This is a genomic window from Leifsonia sp. RCC_180 (assembly GCF_058138205.1).
The window spans coordinates 1,129,819-1,147,958 of sequence record NZ_CP200340.1 but is presented as its reverse complement, the minus strand read 5'-3'; the positions used below and the strand labels follow the sequence as shown (position 1 = coordinate 1,147,958).

At 68.8% G+C, this 18,140-nt stretch carries 18 protein-coding genes; 12 read left to right on the top strand and 6 right to left on the bottom strand.

From position 1 onward, the window contains the following. Nucleotides 1–82 precede the first annotated feature (82 nt). The 3 genes from AB7E03_RS05650 to AB7E03_RS05640 are packed head-to-tail and all read left to right on the top strand — an operon-like array spanning nt 83 to nt 2,850. Nucleotides 83–1,438: a MinD/ParA family ATP-binding protein gene (locus AB7E03_RS05650; protein WP_489940050.1), complete on the top strand. Its 1,356-nt coding sequence runs from the start codon at nt 83–85 to the stop codon at nt 1,436–1,438. A 39-nt stretch (nt 1,439–1,477) separates the two neighbouring features. After that, nucleotides 1,478–1,969, top strand: a complete 492-nt coding sequence (gene def / locus AB7E03_RS05645; protein WP_441781899.1) for a peptide deformylase — start codon at nt 1,478–1,480, stop codon at nt 1,967–1,969. A gap of 35 nt (nt 1,970–2,004) precedes the next feature. Next, nucleotides 2,005–2,850, top strand: coding sequence for an NAD-dependent epimerase/dehydratase family protein (locus AB7E03_RS05640; RefSeq protein ID WP_489940048.1), 846 nt, complete (start codon nt 2,005–2,007; stop codon nt 2,848–2,850). Nucleotide 2,851: 1 nt separating this feature from the next. On the opposite strand, the gene AB7E03_RS05635 is transcribed toward AB7E03_RS05640, so the two are convergent. From AB7E03_RS05635 to AB7E03_RS05625, 3 genes are read right to left on the bottom strand one after another with little or no spacing between them, the layout of a single operon-like run. Then, on the bottom strand, nt 2,852–3,106 hold the full coding sequence (locus AB7E03_RS05635) for a type II toxin-antitoxin system RelE family toxin (protein ID WP_489940046.1): 255 nt from the start codon (nt 3,104–3,106) through the stop codon (nt 2,852–2,854). Further along, nucleotides 3,103–3,351, bottom strand: a complete 249-nt coding sequence (locus AB7E03_RS05630) for a type II toxin-antitoxin system Phd/YefM family antitoxin (RefSeq protein WP_489940044.1) — start codon at nt 3,349–3,351, stop codon at nt 3,103–3,105. Before AB7E03_RS05630 ends, AB7E03_RS05635 begins: the two co-directional genes overlap by 4 nt. Nucleotides 3,352–3,402: 51 nt before the next feature. After that, complete coding sequence (locus AB7E03_RS05625) at nt 3,403–5,232, bottom strand: AMP-dependent synthetase/ligase (RefSeq protein WP_489940042.1); 1,830 nt, start codon at nt 5,230–5,232, stop codon at nt 3,403–3,405. Nucleotides 5,233–5,377: 145 nt separating this feature from the next. Between AB7E03_RS05625 and AB7E03_RS05620 the strand changes: the two genes are divergently transcribed. The 3 genes from AB7E03_RS05620 to AB7E03_RS05610 all read left to right on the top strand — a co-directional run bounded on the left by AB7E03_RS05620 (nt 5,378) and on the right by AB7E03_RS05610 (nt 8,502). Further along, nucleotides 5,378–6,328: an ROK family glucokinase gene (locus tag AB7E03_RS05620; RefSeq protein WP_489940040.1), complete on the top strand. Its 951-nt coding sequence runs from the start codon at nt 5,378–5,380 to the stop codon at nt 6,326–6,328. A gap of 28 nt (nt 6,329–6,356) precedes the next feature. Then, entirely contained in the window at nt 6,357–7,046 is a 690-nt protein-coding gene (locus tag AB7E03_RS05615; protein ID WP_489940038.1) for a lysophospholipid acyltransferase family protein, read from the top strand. A gap of 127 nt (nt 7,047–7,173) precedes the next feature. Then, a complete protein-coding gene (locus tag AB7E03_RS05610; protein WP_489942868.1) occupies nt 7,174–8,502 on the top strand; it encodes a class II 3-deoxy-7-phosphoheptulonate synthase in 1,329 nt (442 codons plus the stop codon). 65 nt (nt 8,503–8,567) lie between these two features. On the opposite strand, the gene pknB is transcribed toward AB7E03_RS05610, so the two are convergent. Then, complete coding sequence (pknB, locus tag AB7E03_RS05605; protein ID WP_489940036.1) at nt 8,568–10,469, bottom strand: Stk1 family PASTA domain-containing Ser/Thr kinase; 1,902 nt, start codon at nt 10,467–10,469, stop codon at nt 8,568–8,570. An 86-nt stretch (nt 10,470–10,555) separates the two neighbouring features. Next, on the bottom strand, nt 10,556–11,692 hold the full coding sequence (locus tag AB7E03_RS05600; protein ID WP_489940034.1) for a LysM peptidoglycan-binding domain-containing protein: 1,137 nt from the start codon (nt 11,690–11,692) through the stop codon (nt 10,556–10,558). Nucleotides 11,693–11,842: 150 nt separating this feature from the next. Between AB7E03_RS05600 and AB7E03_RS05595 the strand changes: the two genes are divergently transcribed. Continuing rightward, nucleotides 11,843–12,184: an Rv2175c family DNA-binding protein gene (locus tag AB7E03_RS05595; RefSeq protein ID WP_489940032.1), complete on the top strand. Its 342-nt coding sequence runs from the start codon at nt 11,843–11,845 to the stop codon at nt 12,182–12,184. Nucleotides 12,185–12,317: 133 nt separating this feature from the next. On the opposite strand, the gene AB7E03_RS05590 is transcribed toward AB7E03_RS05595, so the two are convergent. Further along, nucleotides 12,318–13,445 carry a polyprenyl synthetase family protein gene (locus AB7E03_RS05590; protein ID WP_489940030.1) on the bottom strand — a complete coding sequence of 376 codons (1,128 nt, stop codon included), beginning with the start codon at nt 13,443–13,445 and terminating at the stop codon, nt 12,318–12,320. Nucleotides 13,446–13,524: 79 nt separating this feature from the next. On the opposite strand from AB7E03_RS05590, the gene AB7E03_RS05585 reads away from it, so the two are divergent. The 5 genes from AB7E03_RS05585 to AB7E03_RS05565 all read left to right on the top strand — a co-directional run bounded on the left by AB7E03_RS05585 (nt 13,525) and on the right by AB7E03_RS05565 (nt 18,131). After that, on the top strand, nt 13,525–13,905 hold the full coding sequence (locus AB7E03_RS05585) for an SCO2097 family morphological protein (RefSeq protein ID WP_489940028.1): 381 nt from the start codon (nt 13,525–13,527) through the stop codon (nt 13,903–13,905). A gap of 258 nt (nt 13,906–14,163) precedes the next feature. Next, nucleotides 14,164–14,595, top strand: coding sequence for a division/cell wall cluster transcriptional repressor MraZ (gene mraZ, locus AB7E03_RS05580; RefSeq protein WP_441781911.1), 432 nt, complete (start codon nt 14,164–14,166; stop codon nt 14,593–14,595). A gap of 114 nt (nt 14,596–14,709) precedes the next feature. After that, nucleotides 14,710–15,699, top strand: a complete 990-nt coding sequence (gene rsmH, locus AB7E03_RS05575; RefSeq protein ID WP_489940026.1) for a 16S rRNA (cytosine(1402)-N(4))-methyltransferase RsmH — start codon at nt 14,710–14,712, stop codon at nt 15,697–15,699. After that, nucleotides 15,696–16,370, top strand: a complete 675-nt coding sequence (gene ftsL / locus AB7E03_RS05570; protein WP_489940024.1) for a cell division protein FtsL — start codon at nt 15,696–15,698, stop codon at nt 16,368–16,370. The genes rsmH and ftsL overlap by 4 nt, the downstream gene beginning before the upstream one ends. 18 nt (nt 16,371–16,388) lie before the next feature. Continuing rightward, complete coding sequence (locus tag AB7E03_RS05565; protein ID WP_489940022.1) at nt 16,389–18,131, top strand: peptidoglycan D,D-transpeptidase FtsI family protein; 1,743 nt, start codon at nt 16,389–16,391, stop codon at nt 18,129–18,131. Nucleotides 18,132–18,140 lie beyond the last annotated feature (9 nt).

Here is an 18,140-nt window from a genome sequence, read left to right as displayed (position 1 = left end):
GGAGAACGGGCGCCCCGGCGACGGGGCGGCCTACAATGACGAGTCGCGGGACCCTCCCGCGGACGAAGGAGAACGAGAACACGTGGCAGACAGGCCCGACGCCGACACGCCGGAGGCGCGCGAACCGCGCGACCTCGTGCCGGCCGACGACGAGCTGACGCCCGCGCGCTCGTTCGAGACGACACCGTCGCTGGATGTGGATACGGCGCTGGACGTGCAATCGACGCTGAGTATCGCCGTCGACCTGCCGCCCGCGCCCGCGCCCGAGATTCCGGAGGACGAGGCGGCCGTCGCCATCGACGACGTTCCGGTCGACCCCGGTTTCGTCGCGTCGCCCGCCGAGCCGACCACGATGTCGGTCGCGATCGTGGCGTCCCGGCTCGCGCAGACGCCGGATGCCGCGGAGACGCCCGCGGACGAGGTCCCTCCGCTCCCGGCCGCCGAGGCGTTCGCGGGTTCGCGCCGCGATCGCCTGCGCGGTGAGCAGTCCGCGCAGCCGGAGCCTGCCGCCATGCTGACCGCGGACCGGCTGCTCGAGGTCAACCGCAAGACGCGTCCGGGCCCCGAGGGTCCGTGGCAGCGCTTCGTCTACAACGTGACCTTCCGCACCGTGAACCTGGGCGACTCCGCCAAGGTACGGGCGCGCAAGGAGCTCGACCACCGCATCCAGAAGCAGCTGGAGGGCGGTGCGCGGTTCGTGCCCGTGCTGACCCGCAAGGGAGGCGTCGGCAAGACCACCGTCACCACACTGCTCGGGATGGCGCTGGCGTCGGCTCGCGAAGACCGCATCATCGCGATCGACGCGAACCCCGACCGCGGCACGCTGTCCGAGCGGGTGCCGCGGCAGACCCGGTCGACGGTTCGGGATGTGGTGCACAAGGCTGCGAGCATCGGCGGCTTCACCGACTTCTCGACGTTGGTGTCGCGCGATGAGACGCGCCTCGACATCCTGGCGTCGGACACCGATCCGATGTTGTCCGAGGCGTTCGACGAGAACGACTACAACGTCGTCGCCGACCTCTCGGCCCGGTACTACTCGATCGTGCTGACCGACTGCGGCACTGGCATCGTGCACTCGGTGATGCGGGCGACGCTGCAGCGGGCCGACTCGCTGGTGATCGTCTCCGGCGGCAGCGTGGATGAGGCGCGCCTCGCCTCCGAGACGCTGACCTGGCTGGAGGCCAACGGCTACGGCGAACTCGTCCGCAATGCTGTCGTCGCCCTCAACACGGCGACGCACGCCACCAATCTGGTGAAGCTGGACGAGATCGAGGCGCACTTCCGCTCGCGGGTGCGCGAGATCGTCCGGGTGCCGTACGACCCGCAGCTCGCCGCCGGTTCGGTCGTGTCGTGGAAGGACCTCAAGCCGCTCACCCGCCTTTCGGCGCGCACGCTGGCCGCCCTCGTGGTCGAGGGCCTTCCGGCCGAGCGCGACTGAGCCCGCCCGACCGTCCGTCTGTTCTCTCGAGGAGTACCTGTGACCGAACGTCAGATCCGCCTGTTCGGCGACCCCGTGCTGAAGACCCCGTCCGATCCGATCGGCACGATCGACGACGGTGTGCGGGGCCTCGTCGAAGACCTGGTGGACAGCGTCCTGCCGCCCGGCCGCGCCGGCGTTGCCGCCCCGCAGATCGGCGTCAACGAGCGCGCATTCAGCTACAACGTGGACGGGCAGGTCGGGTACGTCATCAACCCCGTGCTCGTGGAGGTGTCCGGCGAGCCGGAGCTGATGGACGAGGGCTGCCTGTCCGTCCCGGGCCTCTGGTTCAAGACGCTGCGGTATCCCTTCGCGCGTGTCACGGGTACCGACCTCGAGGGCAACGAGATCGAGGTGTCCGGGACCGGCGTCCTGGCCCAAGCGCTCCAGCACGAGACGGACCACCTCGACGGAAAGCTGTACCTGGACCGCCTCGACAAGGAGTCGCGCCGCGAGGCGATGAAGCAGGTCCGCGAGTCCGACTGGTTCTGACGCCTGGCCTCCCGGCCACCTCGTAGACTGACCGCATGCGTATTGCGGTCACCGGAGGATCAGGCAAGCTCGGACGCACGGTCGTGCGCGAGTTGCGGAAATCGGGGGATGACGTCGTCGTCCTGGATGCGGCGGGGGAGCGCGGTTCCGGTTTCGTCCGGGTGGACTTGACCGACTACGGCCAGACGGTGGATGCGATCCTCGGCGTCAACGACAAGCACGACGGACTCGACGCGATCGTGCACCTGGCGGCGATTCCCGCCCCGGGCATGGCGAGCGATGTGGCTACGTTCCACAACAACATCCGTGTGACGTACAACGTGTTCCAGGCGGCTCGCCGTGCGGGCATCCGCAATGTCGTGTACGCGTCGAGCGAGACCGTGCTGGGGTTGCCGTTCGATGTGCCGCCGCCGTACATCCCGGTCGACGAGGACTACCCGGCGCGTCCGGAGAGCACCTACTCGCTGGTGAAGCACCTCGAGGAGCAGATGGCCATCGAGCTGGTGCGCTGGGATCCGGCTCTGAAGATCGTGGCGCTGCGCTTCTCCAACGTGATGGACCCGGAGGATTACGCCGCGTTCGCCGCCTTCGACGACGACCCGTTCGCGCGCAAGTGGAACCTGTGGGGCTACATCGACGCGCGCGACGGCGCGCAGGCCATTCGCCGGGCGCTGGAGTGGGACACCACCGGTTTCGACCGGTTCATCATCGCCGCAGCCGACACCGTGATGAGCCGGCCGAACGACGAACTGGTCGCGGAGGTGTTCCCCGGCGTGCCGCTGAAGCGGGAGCTGGGCGTCAACGACACCCTCCTTTCCATCGACAAGGCCCGCCGCATCCTCGGCTACGCCCCGCAGCACTCCTGGCGCGACGAGGTGTAGCTCACCGATAGACCTCGCGGCGATGCTCGAGGTCGACGACGACCACCAGCAGGACGTCGTCCTCGACGGTGTACAGGATGCGGTAGTCGCCGACGCGCACCCGGAAGCCAGGCCGCCCGCGCAGCGCCGTCGCCCCCGGTGGCCTCGGGTCCTGCGCCAGCAGCGCGATCGCACCCTGCAGCCGGGGGAGCTGTCGCCGATCCACTTTCCGGAGCGCGCGAACAGCGGCCGGCCGCAGCTCGATCCGGTAGCTCATGCGAGACCGAGGTCGGCTTTCACCTGATCCCAGGGGATGTTCTGCCCTTCTTCGGCCATGGCTGTGTCATAGGCGGCGGCGTCCTCGATCGCCTCGAGCGCCTCCATGAGCCGGTCGTACTCCTGCGGGCTGACGATGACGGCCGCGCGCTCGCCTCGACGTTCGATGGCCACGGGTGCGCGCGACGCACGCTCGATCACTTCGGCGAGGTGGTTGCGCGCTTCAGCGGCACTGACGATGTCCATGAGACCAATTGTACATCGGAACAATGCAAATGTACATGAGGGCAGTCTCCGTCAGTGCGCCAGCGAGAAGCCCTCGGTGCGCGGGTTGTCGCTGTAGATGCCGTCGATCACATCGGCGAAGTCTTCGAGGATGACGTTCCGCTTGATGCTCAGCTTCGGCGTCAGGTGGCCGCTCGCCTCGCTCAGCTCCGTCGCGAGCACGACGAACTTCCGCACGCTCTCGGCGCGCGACACACCGGCGTTCGCGTGGTCGATCGCGCGCTGGATCTCGGCGTGCACGGCCGGGTTCACGGACGCCTCGGCGAGCGTCATGTCCTTGTCCTCGCCGTTGTTCGCGAGCCAGGTGGGCAGCATCTCGGTGTCGAGCGTCACGAGGGCCGAGATGAACGGCTTCTGGTCGCCGACCACGATCACCTGGCTGACCAGCGGGTTCGCGCGGATGGGGTCCTCGAGCGCCGCGGGGGAGACGTTCTTACCGCCGGCCGTGACGATGATCTCCTTCTTGCGACCGGTGATGGTGAGGAACCCGTCGTCATCGAACGATCCGAGGTCGCCGGTGCGGAACCAGCCGTCCTCGAACGCCGCGGCTGTGGCCTCCGGGTTCTTCCAGTACTCCTTGAAGACGTTGATGCCGCGCACCTGGATCTCGCCGTCGTCGGCGAGACGCAGGTCGACGCCGGGGAGCGCAGGTCCGACGGTGCCGATCTTGAACTTGTCCGCACGGTTCACCGTGGCGGGAGCCGTGGTCTCGGTGAGGCCGTAGCCCTCGAGGATCTTGATGCCGAGGCTGTGGTAGAAGTGGCCCAGGTGCGACCCGAGCGGGGCGGAGCCCGAGACGGCGAACTTCACGCGGCCGCCCATGGCGGCGCGCAGCTTCGAGTACACCAGCCGGTCGTAGAGCGCGAACTTCAGCTTCAGGCCGAACGGCACGGAGCCTGCCTCGACCGCTTTGGAGTGCTCGACTGCGACCTCGGCGGCTGCGCGGAAGATTTTGCCCCGGCCGCCGGCCTCCGCCTTCTGTTCTGCCGAGTTGTAGACCTTCTCGAACACGCGCGGCACGGCGAGCAGGAACGTCGGCTTGAAGCTCGCCAGCGCCGGAAGCAGCTGCTTGGTGTCGGCCTGGTGACCGACCCGCACGCCGCCGGTGATGCAGAGCACAGCGATGAAGCGCGCGAAGATGTGCGCGGTGGTGATGAACAGCAGAGTGGATGCGCCCCCCGGCTGCTGCACGACCTCCTTCAGCGCCTCGGCCGACTGGCGAGACAGCTCGACGAAGTTGGAGTGGGTGAGCACGCATCCCTTCGGCCGTCCGGTCGAGCCGGAGGTGTAGATGAGGGTGCCGATGTCTTCGCCGCGGGCGAGGTTGCGCCGGCGCTCGATCTCGCCGTCCGGCACATCCACACCACCGGCCACCAGCTTGTCGAGGTCGCCGAGGTGCAGCTGCCACACGTTGCGGACGAGCGGAAGCTCCGGGTGCACCTCGTCGAAGCGCGCATGCATCTCCGCCGTCTCCAGGATCACCGACATGGCGCCGGAGTCGGACATGTTCCACTGGATCTGCGTGGGGGAAGAGGTCTCGTAGACCGGCACGAGGACGGCACCGGCGAACCAGACGGCGAAGTCGATGAGCGTCCACTCGTAACGGGTCTTCGACATGAGGCCGATCTTGTCGCCCGGCTCGATCCCCGCGGCCACGAGGCCCTTCGCCAGCGCGATCACCTGGCGGTGGAACTCGGCTGCGGTGACGTCCTTCCACCCGGCGCCGTCGGGCAGGCTGAACAGCGGCTGATCGGGCGTCAGGGCCACCCGCTGCACCAGCAGGTCGGTGGCGTTCGCCTCCGGGTCGAGCGGGACGATCACGGGTGTTTCGATCTGTTTCACGGTAGCTCCCTCGATACCGGCGGGCGGGCGTACTGCCGAATGGCCTCGGCCGATTCGGTTGATTACACTCTAGATGGTCCTCCCGCGGGTCAGCTGACCGGCTCTGGCGGCCGCTCCCTCACGCCCTGACTCCGAAAGGCCACACGTGCACGCCATCGGCATCGACATCGGAGGGACCAAGATCGCCGGAGCCGTCGTCGACGAGCTCGGCACGATCGTCCGCGAGGACAGGGTGCCGACCGACGCGACCCGGCCGGCGGAGATCGAGAACGCCGTCGTCGCGATGATCGAGCGGCTCTCGGACGGCCCGGAGGAGATCGCAGGCGCCGGCGTCGCCGCCGCCGGCTTCATCGACGCGGCGCAGTCCACCGTCTACTACGCGCCGAACATCAACTGGCGCCACGAGCCCTTCCGGGAGAAGCTCGAGGCGCGCCTCGACATCCCGGTGATCATTGAGAACGATGCGAACGCCGCCGGCTGGGCGGAGTTCCGGTACGGCGCCGGCCGGCTGGTCTCGGACATGGTGGTCCTCACGATCGGGACGGGCGTCGGCGGGGCGATCGTCAGCAACGACCGGCTATTCCGCGGCGGCTTCGGTGCGGGAGCCGAGATCGGCCACATGCGCGTCGTCCCCGGCGGGCTGCCCTGCGGCTGCGGCGCTCACGGCTGCATCGAGCAGTACGGATCGGGACGCGCGCTGCAGCGCATGGCGAACGAGTTCGCGGATGCGGGCGGTATCGGTCAGGGTCTGGCGGATGTCCGCTCCCGCACCGGCACGCTCACCGGCACCGACATCAGCGCGCTGATCGGCGCAGGGGACCCGGGCGCGCTTGCGGCCCTGCGGCAGCTGGGCGACTGGCTCGGCCAGGCCTGCGCGAGCCTGGGCGCCATCCTCGACCCGCAGCTCTTCGTCTTCGGCGGCGGCGTCGCCCAGGCGGGCGAGCTGCTGCTGGAGCCGATCCGCCTCGCCTACGTCGAGAACCTGCCGGCTCGCGGCTTCCACCCGGAGCCCGAGTTCACGATCGCCGAACTGGTGAACGACGCCGGCGTGGTGGGCGCCGCCGACCTGGCGCGCCTGCACGCATCCTCGCTCTAGGTCGCCGGCAGGGTTAGGCTTCGGTTCGATGTTCTACTGGCTGATGAAGTACGTGGTGGTGGGGCCGATCCTGCGCGGGATCTTCCGGCCGTGGGTCGTGGGCCTCGAGAACATCCCGGCCGACGGCGCCGTAATCCTGGCCAGCAACCACCTGTCGTTCATCGACTCCGTCTTCCTCCCGCTGGAGGTCGACCGGCACGTCTCCTTCCTCGCCAAGAGCGATTACTTCACCCGCAGGGGCCTGAAGGGATGGGCGACCAAGGCCTTCATGAACGCGACCGGCCAGCTGCCGATCGACCGCTCCGGTGGCAAGGCGTCGGAGGCGTCGCTGAACACCGGCCTCGCCGTCCTCGCGCGCGGCGAGATCCTCGGCATCTACCCGGAGGGCACGCGCAGCCCCGACGGCAAGCTGTACCGGGGCCGCACCGGCGTCGCGCGCATGATCCTGGAGGCGGGCGTGCCCGTCGTCCCGGTCGCCATGGTCGACACCGCGAAGATCATGCCGATCGGCAGGCGCCTTCCGAAGGTCGGGCGCATCGGGATCATCGTCGGCGAGCCGCTCGACTTCTCCCGGTTCGACGGCATGGAGGGTGATCGCTTCATCCTGCGCTCGGTCACCGACGAGATCATGTACGAGCTGCAGCGCCTCGGTGCGCAGGAGTACATGGACGTCTACGCGACCACGGTCAAGGAGAAGCGGGCGACGCTGTCACGGTAGGACCCGCGGCGACCAACGTGCCGCCCGGCGCGATAGGCTCGGTTATCCACCTATCCACCGATCTATCTGAGTGAGCGGAAGACCAGTGCTACAGACCACAGAGCCCGTCGTGCGACCTGACGAGTCCGTGATCGAGGGCCTGGAGTATTGGCGCACGCTGCCCATCAAGCAGCAGCCGGCCTGGCCGGATCCTGAGGCCGCGGCTGCCGCGTCCGCCGAGATCGCCACGCTGCCGCCGCTCGTCTTCGCCGGCGAGGTCGACCAGTTGCGCACCCGCCTGGCGCGAGCCGCCGAGGGCAAGGCGTTCCTGCTGCAGGGCGGTGACTGCGCGGAGACGTTCGCCGGCGCGACCGCCGACGCCATCCGCAACCGCGTCAAGACGGTGCTGCAGATGGCGGTCGTGCTGACGTACGGCGCCTCCGTCCCGGTGATCAAGATGGGCCGCATGGCGGGGCAGTTCGCCAAGCCGCGCTCCAGCGACAGCGAGACCCGCAACGGCGTCACGCTTCCCGCCTACCGCGGCGACATCGTCAACGGCTACGACTTCACGCCCGAATCGCGTCAGGCGGATCCGCGACGGCTGGTGCAGGGGTACCACACCGCTGCATCCACCCTGAACCTGATCCGCGCGTTCACCCAGGGTGGCTTCGCCGACCTGCGCCAGGTGCACAGCTGGAACCGCGGTTTCGCCGCGAACCCGGCCAACCAGCGCTACGAGGGCCTGGCGAAGGAGATCGACCGCGCCATCAAGTTCATGGAGGCGGCGGGCGCCGACTTCGACGAGCTGACCCGGGTGGAGTTCTACTCCAGCCACGAGGCGCTGCTCATGGACTACGAGCGGCCGATGACCCGCATCGACTCCCGCACGGGTACGCCGTACAACACGTCGGCGCACTTCGTCTGGATCGGCGAGCGGACGCGTGAGATCGACGGCGCGCACGTCGACTTCCTGTCGCGCGTGCGCAACCCGATCGGCGTGAAGCTCGGGCCGACGACCTCGCGCGACGACATGCTGCGCCTGATCGACAAGCTGGACCCGGAGCGCGAGCCCGGCCGGCTGACGTTCATCACGCGCATGGGCGCGGGCACGGTGCGCGATGCGCTGCCGCCCCTCCTCGAGGCGATCAAGCGGACCGACGCGAAGCCGCTGTGGGTCACCGACCCGATGCACGGCAACGGACTGACCACGCCGAACGGCTACAAGACGCGCCGCTTCGACGACGTCGTGGATGAGGTCAAGGGCTTCTTCGAGGCGCACCGCGCCGCGGGGACCAACCCGGGCGGGATCCACGTCGAGCTGACCGGCGACGACGTCACCGAGTGCCTGGGAGGTTCCGAGCACATCGATGAGGAGACGCTGGCGACGCGGTACGAGTCGCTGTGCGATCCGCGGCTGAACCACATGCAGTCGCTCGAGCTCGCATTCCTGGTGGCTGAGGAGCTGTCCCACGCCTGACGCGCGTTCACACTGACGGAGAGTCCGGCGGCCCACAGGGTTGTCGGACTTCTTCGTTTTGCCGGTCAGAACCCGGCGAAGTTGATCGTGATCGTGGAGCCCTTGGGCTGCTGCGTGCCGGAACCGGGGGAGATCTTCGAGACGACGAAGGCGGACGGCGCGACGTCGGCGATGGCGCTGTACTTCAGCTTGAACCCGGCATCGGTGAGCGCCTTCTTCGCGTCGGCCCAGTTCTTGCCCACCACCTCCGGCACCGTGACCGGCTCCGGGCCCTTCGAGGTCTCGAGAAGCAGGGTGTCGCCCGGGCGCACCGGATCGTGCTGCGGCTGGGCCGAGATCACGTCGCCGTCGGCCACGGTGTCGCTGTAGCTCTCGGGGCCGGCCGAGGTCAGCAGCCCCACCTTGGTGAGGATGGCGGAGGCGTCAGCGACAGACTTGCCTGCCACATCCGGGATCGCGCCGGCCGACACGACGAGGTTGACCGCCGCCGCCTCGAAGTAGCCGCCGCCCCCGGAGATGTCCGCGCCGTTGTCCGCGCGGGTCGCCGAGATGACCGTGTTCGCCGGGACCTTGGCGTCGAACTGCTGTGCGACGTCGCCGACCTTGGCGCCGACGCCCGTGATCGACGCTTTCGCAGCGTCGACGGTCTGACCGGCGAGAGCCGGGATGGTGACGGGCTTCGGACCCTGCGACACGCGGAGCGTCACGGCACTTCCGCGCCCGGCGGGGACTCCGGCCGCAGGGTCGGTGCTCGACACCATCCCCTTCGCCACGGTCGTGCTGTACTCCGGTGCCTGCTTCGTCGTGAAGCCGAGCTTGTGCAGCTTCACGGCCGCCGCATCCGGCGCCGTGTTCACCACGTTCGGGACCGCGACCAGCGAGCCGGGACCTGCCCCGAAGTACCAGCCGGTGCCACCGGCGAGCCCTGCGAGCACCAGGACGAGCGCGAGCAGCCACCAGCCCTTCGTCCGCCGCTTCGCGGCAGCCTTCGTCAGCGTCGCGGTGGCGGCGGGAGTCGCGGACGCGACCTGCTGCCGGATGGCCGGATTGATGATCTGGGTGTCGCCCGCGTCGAGGTCGAGCGCCGGCGGGAGGACCATGGTGGGCTGCAGCACGGCCTCGCCGCGCAGCACCTTCTCGGCCTCGAGCAGCCGGTCGAGCATCTCCCGTGCGTCACGCGGACGTCGATCCGGGTCCTTCTCGGTCGCCCACAGCACGAGCTCGTCGAGTTCCGCGGGAACCGCCGGGTTCTTGCCGCTCGGGGCGGGCACCGAATCGTTGGCGTGCTGGTAGGCGATCTGCATCGGCTGCTCGCCCTGGAACGGCTGCTGGCCGGTCAGCATCTCGTACATCATGATCCCGAGCGCGTAGATGTCGCTGCGGGCGTCGGCGACGCCGCGGGTCACGAGTTCGGGGGAGAGGTAGGCGATCGTCCCGAGCAGCGCCTGACCGGTCGCCGTGTTCGCGCTGGCTGCGCGGGCGAGGCCGAAGTCGCCGATCTTGATGCGCCCGTCGTCGGCGAGCAGCACGTTCTCGGGTTTCAGGTCGCGGTGGACGATGCCCGCCTTGTGCGCGGCGGCGAGACCCGAGAGCACCGCCTCCATGATGTCGATGGTCTGCTCGGGCGTGAGCTTGCCGTAGTCCTTCAGCAGATCGCGCAGCGTGATCCCGGGGAGGTACTCCATGACCAGGTACGCCATGTCAGAGTCCTGGCCCTGGTCGAAGACGTTGACGACGTTGGGATGCGCCAGGCGCGCTGCCGAGCGCGCCTCCTGCACGAAGCGGCTCTTGAAGGTGGAGTCGTCGGCCAGGTGGCCGTGCATGATCTTGATGGCGACGCGGCGCTCCAGGCGCAGATCGGTGGCCAGGTAGACGGTGGCCATGCCGCCCCGGGCGATCCGCGAGCGCACCTGATACCGGCCGTCGATGAGACGGCCGATCATCGGGTCGGTCTGGCTCGTGGTCACGAATCGAGTCTAGGGAACGACCCAGCCGAGAACCCTGCAAAACACCGGTGGACGCGGTGGCTGTGATCGGGCTGTGACATTCGGGCTCAGCCGAGCTGGGCGAGCCACGTGCGCGCCGACGCCTCCCACTTGCCGTAGGCGTCGGGGTAGGCGGAGATCTGCACGGACTGGGCGGCCTGCGACACGCCCATCGCCGTCCACCCGGGGATGTCCAGCAGGCCGCGGGTGCGGCCCTTGTTGGGGTTGGCGGCGCCGCCGTAGAACGCGAGGGTCGCACGCGTCGGGTCGAGCACCTGCTCCGCGGTTCCCCATCCGGTGCTCGGACGCTGCTGGAAGAGGCCCAGCGAGTCGCGGTCACCATAGCGGACATTGCGGAGCCCGGATTCTTGAGCCGCCGCAGCCAGCGCCACCACGATGCCGTAGTCGGGGACGCCCTGCTGGCGGCCGATGCGGATGATGAGCTGGGCGTTGCCGCGCATCTCGTCCGTGAGCGCCACGACCTGGCCGGCGGAGGCTTTCGGCAAGGGCGCGGGCGCCGCGACGGGGGCGGGAGCCGGTGCGGGGGCCGGGGCCGGGGCGATCGGCGTGTTCAGCGACGCCGTGGTCATGCCCGGGATGCGTACCTTCTGGCCGGGGAAGATCAGGCTGGAGGTGCTCAGGCCGTTGGCGGCGAGCACGGCGCGGGTGGTGACGCCGAAACGGCCTGCGATCCCGCTGATGGTGTCGCCGCGGGCGACGGTGTACGTCGTCCCGGCGGGTGCCGGAGCGGGTGCGGGTGTTGCCGGCGCTGGTGCGGGAGCTGCGGGTGCCGGGGCTGCGGCCGCCGGGCCGGCGAGGGCGAGCACCTGACCGGGGAAGATGAGGCTTTTCCAGCTCAGACCGTTCATGGCGAGGACGGCGGCGGTCGAGAGCCCGAACCGGGCGGCGATGCCCGACACCGTGTCGCCCGACTGCACGCGGTACGACGCGGGCACAGCCGCCACGGTGGTCTGGGCAGCGGAGGTCTCGGCGGCGGCGCGCCCCGCCCCGATGGTGCTGACGAGGGTGGCGCGCTCGAGCGGAGTCACTTCGCCGGTGTCTCCGGCGTGGTCGGTGGCGTGGTCTTCGCGCGGCGCCGCTTGGGCGGGGGTGACGAGGTTCAGGGTCACGGCGAGCGAACTCGCGACCGCTATCGGGACCGTTCCCAGAATGCCGCGCGTCCTGCCGGTGTCTGCCAGAGCCATGAGACCCCCCTCTTTGAGTGACACATCCCCGCCCACGCTGACACACAGTAATAGAGGAGTCAACAGGAGTGACGGATGTGAAAGCAGTTTACCTGATCGTAACAATTGGACCGGCTCTCGGATCCGCGCATTCCATGGCACGCTGGAGGGGTGACCGAGCACGTGCAGACCACCGAGTGGTTGACCGTACCCGACCTCGTCGAGACGTTGGGCCTGAGTGTGAGCCGGGTCCGTCGACTGATCGAGGACCGCCACCTGGGGGCGAAACGCATCGACGGCGTCCTCAAGGTCCCCGCGCTGTTCCTGAAGGATGGTGAGCCGCTGAGCGAGCTGCGCGGCACGCTGATGGTCCTCGCGGACGACGGCTTCGGCGACGAAGAGGCGGTGGACTGGATGCTGACCGAGGAGGAGAGCCTCGGCACGTCGCCTATCGTGGCGCTGCATGCCGGCCGCAAGGCGGAGGTCCGCCGGGTGGCGCAAGCCCTGGCCTGACCGCCGCGCGCGCTGTTTTCAGGACTCGAGGCGCTCGGATTGTCACCCGCGCCGATGCTTGTCACCTGCGCTGCTGCGCGCGCGGGAGCGCACGTTACAACGGGCGTCGGAGGCCGATGCTGGCGACGGCGGGTCAGGCGCTCCGGCGCGTCACCGTGATCGCCAGGTCGCGCAACTGCGCCTTGGCAGCGATGCCCAGCGGCGCAGCGTCCAGCGCCGCGATCGCCCGGCCGACGTTCTCCGCGATCATGCGCTCCACCACATCCACCGCCCCTGATTCGCGGATGGTCAGCTGCAGTGTGCGCACCTGCTCCGCCGTCAGGTCGGGGTCGCCGAGCAGTTCGTCGAGGGTCGCACGTGCGCCCGACGGGATGGCCTGGCGCGTGAGCGCGATCAGCACGGTCCGCTTACCCTCCCGCAGGTCGTCGCCGCTGGGCTTGCCGGTGACGTCGGCGTCCCCGAAGACCCCGAGCAGGTCGTCGCGCAGCTGGTAGGCGATGCCGAGCGGGAGCCCGAACGAGCGGAGCGCATCCAGCTGGCCGACGGTGGCTCCCGCGAGGCTCGCGCCGATCAGCAGGGGCGACTCGATGGAGTACTTGGCCGACTTGTAGACGATCACGCGTTCGGCGCGGGCGAGTTGGTCGGCGTCGGGCCGGCCGGCCCAGCCGATCTCCTCGAAGATGTCGAGGTACTGGCCGGCCGTGACGTCGATCCGCATCCTGTTGAACTCGGCCCGCGCGGCCCGCCGTGCGGCGGCGCTGACCACCTGCGTCAGGGCCTCGTCGAAGAGCTCGTCGCTGAGGATGAGAAGCAGATCGCCCAGCAGGGTGGCGGCGCCCGTCCCGAACGAGGCGCCCGACCCGCCCCAGCGTTCCTCGTCGTGCAGGCGTTCGAAGCGCTTGTGCGCGGCCGGCGCTCCACGGCGGGTGTCGGAGTTGTCGATCAGGTCGTCGTGGACCAGCGCAGCGGCGTGGAACAGTTCCAGAGCGCTCGAGACCGAGACGACGGCGTCGAGTGCCCCGCCGGCCGCGATCGCACCGAGGTCGTCGTCGCCGCTCTCCTCGCCCGCCGTTCGGACCGCCTGCCAGCCCCAGAAGCAGAACAGCGCCCGGAAGCGCTTGCCGCCGCTGAGAAATTCCCTTGAGAACGCTGCCACAGGAGAGAGCTCATCGGCGATCGAGACGAGAATGGAGGCACGCGCATCGAAGAATCCATCGATTCTTGACTGGATGAGGTCGACGAATCGGATGCTTTCAGACACACGCCTAGCCTAGCCAGACACGTGAGGTCTAGAATCAGCCTCACTGAAGCTACGACCCGCGAGAAAGAGGGGGAATCGGATGCCGCTTTCGGAACACGAGCAGCGCCTCCTCGAAGAAATGGAACGCAGCCTGTATCAGAACGATGCAGACTTCGTCGCGAAGGTCGGGGGCAAGCGGGAGAGACCCGCCTACCGCTCGATCGTTCTCGGCATCCTGTTGGCCGTGGTGGGAGTCGGCGTATTGATCGCCGGCGTCTACTACCAGCAGCCCCTCATCGGCATCCTCGGGTTCATCGTCATGTTCGCCGGTGTGCTGGTGGCCATAGCCCCGGGTAAGCGGGTCGCCGTCGAGCCGGGCACGCCGGAGCAGAAGCGGGCGAAGACCCGCGGCGGGCAGGCCGGCTTCATGGATCGCATGAACGATCGCTGGGACAAGCGCAACGACGGCGGCGAGAGCTAGTACTCACCGAGAGCTAGAGGCTCCACTCCGCTCCACTATCTGACCGACTCAGGGTCGATCCTTACGGATCGGCCCTTTTTCGTGTCCTCGGGCGCGTCCAACCGCTCCACTTTCCTCCACCCAAGAATTCCGCGCGATTTCGGGGCTTGACGTACCCATTTCGGGGCAATTTCGCTGCAAACCGCTGCAGTGTGGATGGAAGTGGAGTAAAGTGGAGTCACACCGCAACCTGGGCCAGGAGAGTGGGGGTGGCAGCCGATGTTCCTCGGTACGCATGCCCCCAAGCTCGACGAGAAGGGGCGCATCATCCTTCCGGCGAAGTTCCGGGACGAACTCGAATCCGGGCTCGTCCTGACTCGCGGGCAGGAGCACTGCGTCTACGTCTTCTCGAAGGCCGAGTTCGAGTCCCTCCACGAGAAGATCCGGCAGGCGCCGGTGACCAGCAAGCAGGCCCGCGACTATCTGCGTGTCTTCCTCTCGGGGGCGAGCGCAGAACTGCCGGACAAGCAGAACCGGGTCACCATCCCGGCCTCGCTCCGGTCGTACGCGGGGCTCGATCGCGACCTGGTCGTGATCGGCGCGGGCAGCCGTGCAGAGATCTGGGACGCCCAGGCATGGGAGACCTACCTGGCCGAACAGGAAGCAGCATTCGCGAACACGGAGGAGGAGGTGATCCCGGGACTCTTCTGACCGCGCGTCCCTGACGCCGGACTCCCAGCCATACGCCCTGACACCACTTCCCCGGTGTCAGGTCGGGATGGATGGGGATCCGGGATCAGGGCCGGCGGATCGTCCCGAAAGACCATGACCGATTCCGACTCCTCCCGCATCCACACCCCGGTCCTCCTCGAGCGCTGCATCGAGCTGCTCGGACCTGCCCTCACGAAGCCCGGCGCGGTGTTCGTCGACGCGACGCTCGGGATGGGCGGCCACTCCGCCGGCGTCCTGGAGCGTTTCCCCGACGTCACGCTGATCGGGCTGGATCGCGACCCCGAGGCGCTGGCGATCGCGGGGGAGCGGCTGGAGCGCTTCGGCAATCGCGTCCACCTCGTCCACACCGTCTACGACGGCATCCAGGAGGCGATCGAGAGCGTCGGGTACACGGAGATCGACGGCGTGCTCTTCGACCTCGGGGTGTCCTCGCTGCAACTGGACCGCGTCGAGCGCGGGTTCTCGTACTCGAAGGATGCACCGCTCGACATGCGGATGGACTCGACCAGCGAGCTGACCGCGGAGACGGTGCTCGCGGAGTACTCCGAGGCCGACCTGCGCCGCATCTTCCGCGACTACGGCGAAGAGAAGCTGGCGGGCCGGTACGCCGCCCGGATCGTCGAGGCGCGCGAGCAGGAGCCGCTGGTGCGCTCGGGCCAGCTCGTCGACCTGATCACCAAAGTGACCCCCGTTGCGGTGCAGCGGCAGGGTCACCCGGCGAAGCGGGTGTTCCAGGCGCTGCGGATCGAGGTCAACCAGGAGCTCGCTGTGCTGCAGCGCGCCATCCCCGCGGCGGTGGATGCGCTCGCCCTCGGTGGCCGCATCGTCGTGGAGGCCTACCAGTCGCTCGAGGACCGCATCGTGAAGCGCGAGCTGCAGGCGCGGTCCGTATCGAGCGCCCCGGCCGGGTTGCCGGTCGAACTGCCCGAGCACCGCCCTGAGCTCAAGCTCCTGATCCGGGGCGCCGAGCTGGCCGACGACGACGAGAAGGCGGCGAACCCGAGGGCGACCCCGGTGCGCCTGCGCGCTGCGGAGCGGATCCGCCCCGCTGCGACGAAAGACGACACGAGGAGGCGTTCGTGACCAGCAACCTGGCAGAAGCGATCCCGGCGACGCCGCGGCGGCGTCCTGCGGCGCTGTGGCACGGCGGCTCGCTTCCGGCGGAGGCGGCGCCGGCAGTTCCGTCGGAGGCGCCGAAGCGCACCCACCTCGAGGTCGTCTCCACCCGGTCCCAGCGGCGCGCCCGTCCCCGTGCCCTGTATGCAGGAGTGGCCGTCGCCACGCTGCTGGTCGTCGTCGTGGCACAGCTGCTCCTGAGCATCGGGATCTCGCAGGGCGCCTACCAGCTGCAGACCCTGGAGTCGCAGCAGACCAGGCTCCAGCGGTCGTACCAGTCCGTGTCCGAAGACCTCAATCGTGTCTCGTCACCGCAGAACCTCGCCGCGAACGCCAATGCACTCGGGATGGTGAGCAACAGCAGCCCGGCATACCTGCGGCTCTCCGACGGCGCGGTGCTCGGTGCGCCGCTGGCGGCGAACGGAGCGGCGGGTACGGTCACGGGCAGCCAGGGCAACCTGGTCCCGAACTCGCTGCTCGCGGGCGTCCCGCTGGTCACCCAGCCACACGCGCCGACGACCTCGAAGACTTCTGCCCCTCCGGCTGTGAATTCCACAACCTCGGGTGCGGCTACCGCATCCGGGACCACCCCGACCGTACCGTTGCAGGGAGCGTTGCCGACCCCGGTGACGCACTGACGACGGGACGGATGCGGCATGGTCGGCAGGAAGATGCTGAGGCGGAGGACCGCCGTGACGGTCCTCGCCGTCGCTGCGACCGTCGGCATCCTCGGGGCCAAGCTGGTCGACATCCAGGTGGTGCAGGCGGATGCCCTGCAGAAGAAGTCGGTGACCGCCAAGGAGGTGTCGACGCCGCTGCTGGGCGACCGCGGTGACATCGTCGACGCCGACGGCACCGTCATGGCCACCACGATCTACACGTACACGGCTGCCGCTTCCCCGTCCGACGCCATCGCGGGCGGCCGCAGCAAGATGATCGAAGCGGCCGCGAAGATCGGCGCGATCACCGGCCAGGGTGGCGATGCGATCGTCGCACTCATGGACGCCTCGTTGAAGAAGGACGCGAAGTCCAAATACGTGCTCATCAAGTCCGGGATGGATGTCGGCACGTTCGACAAGCTCGACAAGCTGCCCTATCCCTGGCTGACCTTCAGCAAGAAGCAGGCGCGCAGCTACCCGAACGGCGCTGTCGCCGGCAACCTGCTCGGCTTCCTCTCCGAGGGCGGCAGTGCGGGCCTGGAGGAGAGCGAGAACGGCTGCCTCGCGGGCGTGGACGGCGAGGAGACCTACCAGCGCGGCGCCGACGGTGTCGCGATCCCCGGCAGCACGGTCGTGCAGAAGCAGGCCAAGGACGGCGGGACGCTCAAGCTCACCATCGACGGCGACCTCCAGTGGTTCGCCGAGCAGACGCTGGCCCAGCAGGTCGCCGCCACCGGCTCCAAGTTCGGCTACGTCACCGTCGCCGAGGCGAAGACCGGCAAGATCAAGGCCGTCGCCCAGTGGCCGGCGCTCGACCCGAACAACATCGAGGCGACGGATCCATCCTTCTGGCGCCTCCAGCCGTTCACAGACCCGCGAGAACCGGGCTCCACGTTCAAGGCGCTCACAGCAGCGATGCTGATCGACCAGGGCAAGGCGTCGCCCACAACGCAGGTGCTCGCGCCGTACTCCTGGAAGTCGGGTAACGGCGCGGATCTGCACGACTCCGGCTACCACGATCCGCTGCGGCTCACCCTCACGGGCGTGCTGATGATGTCGTCCAACACGGGGATGTCGCAGCTGGGTCGCGCGCTGTCCGATCAGACCCGCTATGACTACCTCAAGAAGTTCGGGATCGGCAGCGACACCGGCCTGCCCTATCCCGACGAGTCCTCCGGGCAGCTGAACCCGGTGAAGGACTGGGACGACCAGACCAAGTACGCGACCATGTTCGGTCAGGGCGTCTCGGCGACCCAGCTGCAGATGGTCGGCGCGTACCAGGCGCTCGCCAACGGCGGCACCCGCATCCCGCTGTCGATGGTCGAGGGGTGCGAGCACCCGGACGGCTCGATCACCGATGTCCCGAGCGCCAAACCGACCGCCGTCGTCTCGCCCCAGGCGGCCGCCACGACGCTCGGGATGATGGAGTCGGTGGTCACCTCCGGCGACCTGAAGAAGCAGCTGCAGATCCCCGGCTACCGCATCGCCGCGAAGACCGGAACTGCGCAGCAGCCGGACGGGAAGGGCGGCTACCTGCCCTCCTACTACGTCTCGGTGATGGGCGTCGCCCCGGTCGACGATCCGCAGTACGTCGTTTCGGTCAACCTCGGGTTCCCGACTACCATTACTTCGTCGGCAGCCGCCGCTCCGCTGTTCCACACGATCATGAGTCAGGTGCTGAAGACCTACCGGGTGAAGCCTTCGACGTCCAGCCCGGCGGACTATCCGCCCTACTACTGAAAGTGAGCC

Bases quoted from the DNA above. Each gene is read 5' to 3' on its own strand.
- AB7E03_RS05640 (WP_489940048.1), top strand. From the start codon at position 2,005: ATGCGTATTGCGGTCACCGGAGGATCAGGCAAGCTCGGACGCACGGTC.
- AB7E03_RS05635 (WP_489940046.1), bottom strand. From the start codon at position 3,106: ATGAGCTACCGGATCGAGCTGCGGCCGGCCGCTGTTCGCGCGCTCCGG.
- AB7E03_RS05630 (WP_489940044.1), bottom strand. From the start codon at position 3,351: ATGGACATCGTCAGTGCCGCTGAAGCGCGCAACCACCTCGCCGAAGTG.
- AB7E03_RS05615 (WP_489940038.1), top strand. From the start codon at position 6,357: ATGTTCTACTGGCTGATGAAGTACGTGGTGGTGGGGCCGATCCTGCGC.
- AB7E03_RS05600 (WP_489940034.1), bottom strand. From the start codon at position 11,692: ATGGCTCTGGCAGACACCGGCAGGACGCGCGGCATTCTGGGAACGGTC.
- AB7E03_RS05585 (WP_489940028.1), top strand. From the start codon at position 13,525: ATGCCGCTTTCGGAACACGAGCAGCGCCTCCTCGAAGAAATGGAACGC.
- mraZ (WP_441781911.1), top strand. From the start codon at position 14,164: ATGTTCCTCGGTACGCATGCCCCCAAGCTCGACGAGAAGGGGCGCATC.
- rsmH (WP_489940026.1), top strand. From the start codon at position 14,710: ATGACCGATTCCGACTCCTCCCGCATCCACACCCCGGTCCTCCTCGAG.
- AB7E03_RS05565 (WP_489940022.1), top strand. From the start codon at position 16,389: ATGGTCGGCAGGAAGATGCTGAGGCGGAGGACCGCCGTGACGGTCCTC.